Raw genomic sequence first — 6,474 nt, 5'->3', positions numbered from 1 at the left:
CGCTCGGCCATGCCTATACAGGCGTTTCCCGCCCGTAGCCAACCGATTCAGGCGTCACGAACGGTGCTCAGGGTGTTACGCGGAAAGGCTCAGTGAACTCTTTGTGGCGTGCCATTTCCACGCCTTGATCCCAGGTGAGGGTGCGAGCCAGGTGCGCGGGCAGGCTGGACATCGCTTCGATGAGGGCATCGCGGACACGTTCGGCGCTGTGGCCGTCGGGGAGATGTAGCAGCATCACGTACCGGGTGGTGCGCTCGACGAGACTGGCGATGGCAGAGCGGTTGTTTGTTCCCTGAATGAGGTCGCCTTCCCAGTGGCCTGGCTCGGCGCGGTCGGCGGCCGCGGCCGGCCGGTGACTGATCAGCGTGCCGGCGTCGATGAACCGGGTGGCTCGCTGATCGGCCCGCCGTCTCGGTTTGCGGCGGATACGACCAGTGCGCAACGACCGCGTCAGTCCGCGCTGGAGTCCACCATGTCCGTGGTAGAGCGACTGGTAGATGGTCTCCGGTCGACCTGCTCACCGGCCACGCACCCACCCTCGCCGAGGCGATGGAACGCATCGGGCGCCTGGCGTACGCAATCCTCGACGGCACGCTGATCCGCACTGACCGGCTCTCCGGCGAGCAAGATCGACGCCACTACGCGGGCAAGCACCGCTGTCACGGCGTCAACGCCCAGGTCATCGCGGATGCCGCCGGCCGGCTGGCCTGGATCTCACCCGCACTGCCCGGCTCGACCCACGACCTGACCGCCGCCCGCCACCACGGCATCATCAACGCCCTCACCGACGCCCGGTCATGACCTTCGCAGACAAGGGTTATCGCAGTGCCCGCGGCACGGTCGTCGTCCCGTTCTACGGCCGCAACCTGCCCGAGCCCATGCGTGAGGTCAACCGCTCACACGCCAAGATCCGCGCCATCGGCGAACGCGCCATCTGGTGGACAACACCGAGGTCCTCTACGCCGGCAAGGACACGGTGGAGGCGACGCGCGGCCCGTGGGTCTTCGACCACCCCTTCTACCGGATCCGCAACCTGACGGCGGGTGGCGACTGGCCGGGCCCGCCCGACGCGTCGACGCCGTTCCCGTCCCGCATGCTCGTGGGCTACGTCCGCGTCTAGCAGTGGCCGGCGGCGGGCCGGGCGGGCGGGCCGGTCCCGGCTGGCACGCTCGACATGACTTGACAAGAAAGTTAACTAATAGGCGCCCTTCTATGAGGGAGCGCTCTCTTCCCCGTCTCATGCCGGTCCCGCACCCGTCGGACCCGGCCGGAAGGAGATCGATGAACAAGCTCCTCGGGCTGCTCGCCACCGGGATCCTCGCCGCCGGCCTGGCCGCCCCACCCACCGCCGCGACGGCGCAACCACCACGCACCGCCGGCGCCGCCGATGCGACCGGTCTCACCCCCGGCATGGCCGAGGCCATGCGCCGGGATCTCGGGCTCACCGACCGTGAGGTGGCCGCCCGGCTCCGGGTCGAGGCCGGGGCGACGGTGATCGACCGGCGGCTGCGGGCCCGGCTGGGCGCGCGGTACGCCGGTGCCTGGCTGACCGACGACCGCCGGCTAACCGTGGCGATCACCGACCCGGCGGCCGCCGCCACCGTCCGCGCCGAAGGCGCCGAGCCCCGGCTGGTCAGCCACAGCCTGACCACACTCGCCGCCGCCCGGGCCACCCTCGACCGGTACGCGGCGCGCCACCGGCCGGCCACCGCCGTGCGGGGCTGGTACGCCGATACCGTCGGCAACTCCGTCGTCGTGCTGGTCGAGCCGGGCCACACGGCGGCGGCCGCGTCCTTCGTGGCGGCCAGCGGAGCACCCCGCGCCCTGGTCCGCTACGTGACCGAGGCGAACGTGCCCCGACCCGTGTACGACATCCGCGGCGGCGACCAGTTCGTGATCAACGGAAACGTGCTCTGCTCGGTGGGCTTCGCCGTCGCGGGCGGATTCGTCACCGCCGGGCACTGCGGCGGCGCGGGCAGTTCCACCCTCGGCTACAACAACGTGGCCCAGGGCACCTTCGCCGGCTCGTCCTTCCCCGGCAACGACTACGCGTGGGTACGCACGAACAGCAACTGGACCCCGCGACCGTGGGTCAACAACTACGCCGGCGGCAACGCGCCCGTGGCCGGCTCGCGGGACGCGGTGATCGGCAGCTCGGTGTGCCGCTCGGGCCGGACCACCGGCTGGCGTTGCGGCACGATCCTCGGCCGGGACGAGACCGTCAACTACGCGCAGGGCGCGGTCTACGGGTTGACCCGCAGCAACGCCTGCGCCGAACCCGGCGACTCCGGCGGGTCCTGGCTCTCCGGCGACCAGGCCCAGGGCGTCACCTCCGGCGGCACCGGCAACTGCACGAACGGCGGCATCATGTGGTTCCAGCCGGTCAACGAGATCCTCGGCGTCTACGGGCTGTCGCTGACCACGACCGGCGGCGTGACGCGGATCATCAGCAACTGGAACAACCGCTGCATCGACGTGCCGTCCTCCAACTTCTCCGACGGCGTACTGCTGCAGACCTGGACCTGCAACGGCACCCTGGCGCAGAGCTGGACCTTCACCGGCGGCACGCTGCGTACCCAGAACAACCTGTGCATGGACGTCGCCTGGGGCTCCCGCGACAACGGCGCGGTCATCCAGATCGCCTGGTGCAACGGCACCGGAGCCCAGCAGTTCGTGTTCTCCGCCGCCGGAGACCTGGTCAATCCACAGGCCAACAAGTGCGTCGACATCAAGGACTGGAACAACTCCGACGGCGCCCGCCTGCAACTCTGGGACTGCGCGGGCACGGCCAACCAGAAGTGGCGCACCGGCTGAGGCCGGGTCGCGGACCAGACCCGGCGGCGTTCGCCGCCGGGCCAACCGCAACCGTGCCCGCCGGCCTCCACAGGCGAGCGGAACCACGCCGGCTGCCGCGATCGGCGATGCCCCGAAGCCCACACACCCCACCTGCCACCACCCGAGCCGATCACTCCAAGAGCGCTCTCTCTCCCGTCCCGTTCCCCTGGAGGTGGTATCCATGCGTCTTCGAAGAAAGCTGCTCGCCGTCGCGTCCGCCCTGCTCGCCGGCGTCGCAGGCACCGTCGCCGCCACCCCGGCCCGCGCGGTCGGTCCGGCGCTGCTGCCCGTCACCGTCACCAACACCACCGGCCGCGCGGACCCGGTCTACCTGTACGTCATCGGCACCCAGTTGGCCACTGGCCGGCTCGGCTACGTCACCTCCGGCGGCACCTTCGTCCCCTGGACCGGCGGGCAGATCCCGCCCTCCCCCGCGCCAGACGCCTCCATCCCCGGCCCCGGCAACGGCGGCAGCACCACCATCCAGTTCCCGCGCGGCTTCTCCGGACGGGTCTACTTCGCGCTCGGGCAGAAGCTGAAGTTCTTCCTCACCCCGGACGGGCTGGTGCAACCCGCCCCGTGGGCGGCCGGCGACGCCAACCGGGACATCCTCTTCGACTGGAGCGAATTCACCTACAACGACGCCGGGCTGTGGCTGAACAGCTCCCAGGTGGACATGTTCGCGGTGCCGCAGGCAGTGACCGTGACCGGCGCCAACGGTGTCACCAAGCGGACCGGCGACCTGTTGGCCAACGGGCGTACCGCCGTCATCGACGGGATCCGGTCCCAGCCGGGCTGGGCCAACACCCTGCACACCCGGTCGGACGGGACCGTGCTGCGGGTCCTGGCCCCCGGCAAGGCCGCCGGCGCCGGCCTGCTCAGCCCCACCTACCTGGACTCCTATATCGCCACCGCGTGGAACGCGTACACCACGAAGACGCTGACCGTGGTCCCCTTCGCCAACCAGCCGAGCATCCGGTACTACGGGCGGACCTCGGGCAACACCATGACCTTCACCAACGGCAGAGGTCAGGTTGTCGCCTCCTTCAACCGGCCCTCCTCGGCAAGCGTCTGGGGCTGCGACGGCGACCTGCCCGCGCCGAACGACCAGGTGGTCGGGCCAATCTCGCGTACGCTCTGCGCCGCGCTGAACCGGGGCACGCTCGGCACGATCGACACCCAGCCCAGCACCAACGCCGCCGACTTCTACCGCAACAACCCGACCAACCAGTACGCCCGGCTGATCCACGCCAACATGGCCGACGGCAAGGCGTACGCGTTCGCCTTCGACGACGTCGGCGGCTTCGAGTCCCTGGTCCACGACGGCGACCCGCGCGCGGCCGGACTGATCCTGAGCCCGTTCGCCGGCGGCGGCAATCCCGGCACCGGGGTTGCCGTGGTCAGCAACTGGAACAACAAGTGCATCGACGTGCCGAGTTCGAACTTCGTCGACCGCGCCCAGCTGCAGATGTGGCCCTGCAACGGCACCAACGCGCAGAAGTGGACGTTCACCGGCACGGCCCTGCAGAGCCAGAACAACAAGTGCATGGACGTCGACGCCGGGTCCACCGCCAACGGCGCGGTCGTCCAGCTCTACACCTGCAACGGCACCGGCGCCCAGCAGTTCACCCTCAACGCGGCCGGGGACCTGGTCAACCTCCAGGCCAACAAGTGCGTCGACATCAAGGACTGGAACGGCAGCGACGGCGCGAAGCTCCAGATCTGGGACTGCGCGGGCACGGCCAACCAGAAGTGGCACAAGGACTGACACCCCGACAGCCACCACCGCCGGCGGCCGGCCGGGTCCGGTAGGTGACCCGGCCGGCGCAGTGGCTCAGCAGCGGGGCACGTTCGGGATGTAGCCGTCGTATCCGGTATAGACGTAGGCGTCGGACACGTAGCGGTTGGTGCCGATCCGGTTCCAGATGCTGCTCGTGCCGTACGTCCCGGTCACCGTGGTGCCGACCGCCTGGCAGTAGATCGAGACGGTACCTTGACATCGAGCCAGATATTGCCGGCCCGGGCGGCCTTGCGCTCCGCCGCCGTGTCGTTGGCGCGCCAGAAGGACGACGCCTGACGCTTCGACACCCGCGCCCCGAGGGAGTGGACGCTCTCCAACCGGTTCCCGGCCTTGGCCGTGGGAGGACCTTTCGGCCCGGCCCGGCCCGGCCGGCGCGGTTGTCGAGCAGGAGCGGCAGCGCGTCGGTCTTCGCGTCGTCGTAGCCGCTCTCGACGAGGCCCTCGACATCGAAGAGCGCCAGGTCCACGGCGTTGCTCGTGACGGCCTCGTTGGCCGCGACCGGCACGACGTAGGTCGCCTTGTCGGTGTGGGTCACCTCTGCGGTGCCACGGGACGGCCCGGTCGGGTCGAGGCTGATCGCCGGGTGGTCGTCGCCAGGCCGGGTCGTCAGGGTGACGACGTCACCGGTGACCAGCGTCAACCGGTGCTGCGTGACGTCCTGCTTCCCCGACGGGTTGCTCGCCGCCGGGGCCGATGCGCTCGTACTCCAAGCTGGCGATGATCTCGGCAGCACACACCCAGACAGTCACCCGGCCCTCCGGGTCCACCCCGGCAAACGATGCATCTCGATTCCTGGTTGTGCTACACTCCAATGCGGGTTCGGCGAAAGACAAGCCGCCGTGCGTGCGCTTGCAGGGCTTTCGCGCTCGGACGGCTGCCCGCGTCGGGTACGCCAGCGACCAGTCCTGCTGCGCCAGTTGCTACCGGCCTCGGCCAGACCCCGGCTACCCGGGTAGCCGATGGTCAGCAGCGTGATGAGAAACCATGCCTGGTTGGCGCGAACGATGTCCACCCGACAGAACTCCAACAGTGTGCTGCGGGCGCACGACGGATGGCGACGCCAGGTATGGTGCGGTGTGTGTCGCCGGGCGGTCGCCCGCGATCCAGGCACCGCCACCGGGTGCCAGCGCGAACGCGCGCCTGTCACGAAGACGGCGTGGCAAGAATTGCCCGCGACCCAAGGCACTCCTCTCCCGAAGATTCGGACTCCTGCATGATTCTGAACGGCAATGATCGTCCGGCGTTGTTTCTCGCCATGCCGGCCGCCGACGGGCTCGACGACCCGGGCATGACTTTCGACGGCAGCGAGGAGGCGATGCGGCGACTACGCCATCCGTTCGCGGTGAACCCGGCCCGTCCATCGCTGCAGCCGACGGCAACTGGGGGCGACAACCCGGAGCAGCGCGTCTGATCCCGCAGATCGGAGGACACGTGCGCTCCAGTCGTTGATCATGGGGCGTGTGGTGGCCCTGCATTGGCTCGCCGTGATCCTCGCGATTGCCACCGGCGTCCTTGTCTCCGGAATCGTCGGCGGTCTGGTGGCCGTACCGCTGCTCGCCGTGTTCAATACCGCCGGCCGATACCTGGCCCATCGTCCCGGAGGCGAGCAGACTCCCGACCGGACGCCCGCCGGGCACCCAGCCCACCGTCGACTGGCATACCGGGATCGAGAAGCGACCGACCGGGCCGATCAGCGCGGCGATCCGGCCGCGCCGCCACCGGCGGACACCTGCGGGGACCGGGCCGACGAGGTACGTGGGGACCATCGACGACCAGCGCCCCGCTCACGCTGTCGAGGAACACTGACGGCCGGGTAGAGCCGCCTCGGCAACCTGTTA

Annotated in this window: 4 protein-coding genes and 3 pseudogenes; 6 read left to right on the top strand and 1 reads right to left on the bottom strand. The window is 70.0% G+C overall.

Annotated elements, in window-relative coordinates:
* Positions 1–67: 67 nt before the first annotated feature.
* Positions 68–505: pseudogene (locus tag AB0G14_RS30480) on the bottom strand (IS30 family transposase); the annotation flags it as partial.
* A gap of 41 nt (positions 506–546) precedes the next feature.
* Between AB0G14_RS30480 and AB0G14_RS30475 the strand changes: the two are divergent.
* The 6 genes and pseudogenes from AB0G14_RS30475 to AB0G14_RS30450 all read left to right on the top strand — a co-directional run.
* A pseudogene (locus AB0G14_RS30475) lies at positions 547–935 on the top strand (transposase family protein); the annotation flags it as partial.
* Between the two features lie 2 nt (positions 936–937).
* Positions 938–1,120 carry a hypothetical protein gene (locus AB0G14_RS30470; RefSeq protein WP_357703316.1) on the top strand — a complete coding sequence of 61 codons (183 nt, stop codon included), beginning with the start codon at positions 938–940 and terminating at the stop codon, positions 1,118–1,120.
* Positions 1,121–1,281: 161 nt separating this feature from the next.
* Positions 1,282–2,814, top strand: coding sequence for a ricin-type beta-trefoil lectin domain protein (locus AB0G14_RS30465; RefSeq protein ID WP_357703308.1), 1,533 nt, complete (start codon positions 1,282–1,284; stop codon positions 2,812–2,814).
* A 202-nt stretch (positions 2,815–3,016) separates the two neighbouring features.
* On the top strand, positions 3,017–4,603 hold the full coding sequence (locus AB0G14_RS30460) for a beta-1,3-glucanase family protein (RefSeq protein WP_357703306.1): 1,587 nt from the start codon (positions 3,017–3,019) through the stop codon (positions 4,601–4,603).
* A gap of 1,246 nt (positions 4,604–5,849) precedes the next feature.
* Positions 5,850–6,047, top strand: coding sequence for a hypothetical protein (locus AB0G14_RS30455; protein WP_357703304.1), 198 nt, complete (start codon positions 5,850–5,852; stop codon positions 6,045–6,047).
* Positions 6,047–6,453, top strand: a pseudogene (locus tag AB0G14_RS30450) (hypothetical protein); the annotation flags it as partial. The gene AB0G14_RS30455 and the pseudogene AB0G14_RS30450, both read left to right, overlap by 1 nt.
* Positions 6,454–6,474 lie beyond the last annotated feature (21 nt).

Source organism: Micromonospora sp. NPDC023814 (assembly GCF_040639595.1).
In the GTDB taxonomy this organism is placed as follows: Bacteria; Actinomycetota; Actinomycetes; order Mycobacteriales; family Micromonosporaceae; genus Micromonospora.
This window is presented reverse-complemented; position numbering and strand designations above follow the sequence as displayed.

Coding starts and splice junctions, on each gene's coding strand:
- AB0G14_RS30465 (WP_357703308.1), top strand. CDS start 1,282: ATGAACAAGCTCCTCGGGCTGCTCGCCACCGGGATCCTCGCCGCCGGC.
- AB0G14_RS30460 (WP_357703306.1), top strand. CDS start 3,017: ATGCGTCTTCGAAGAAAGCTGCTCGCCGTCGCGTCCGCCCTGCTCGCC.
- AB0G14_RS30455 (WP_357703304.1), top strand. CDS start 5,850: ATGATTCTGAACGGCAATGATCGTCCGGCGTTGTTTCTCGCCATGCCG.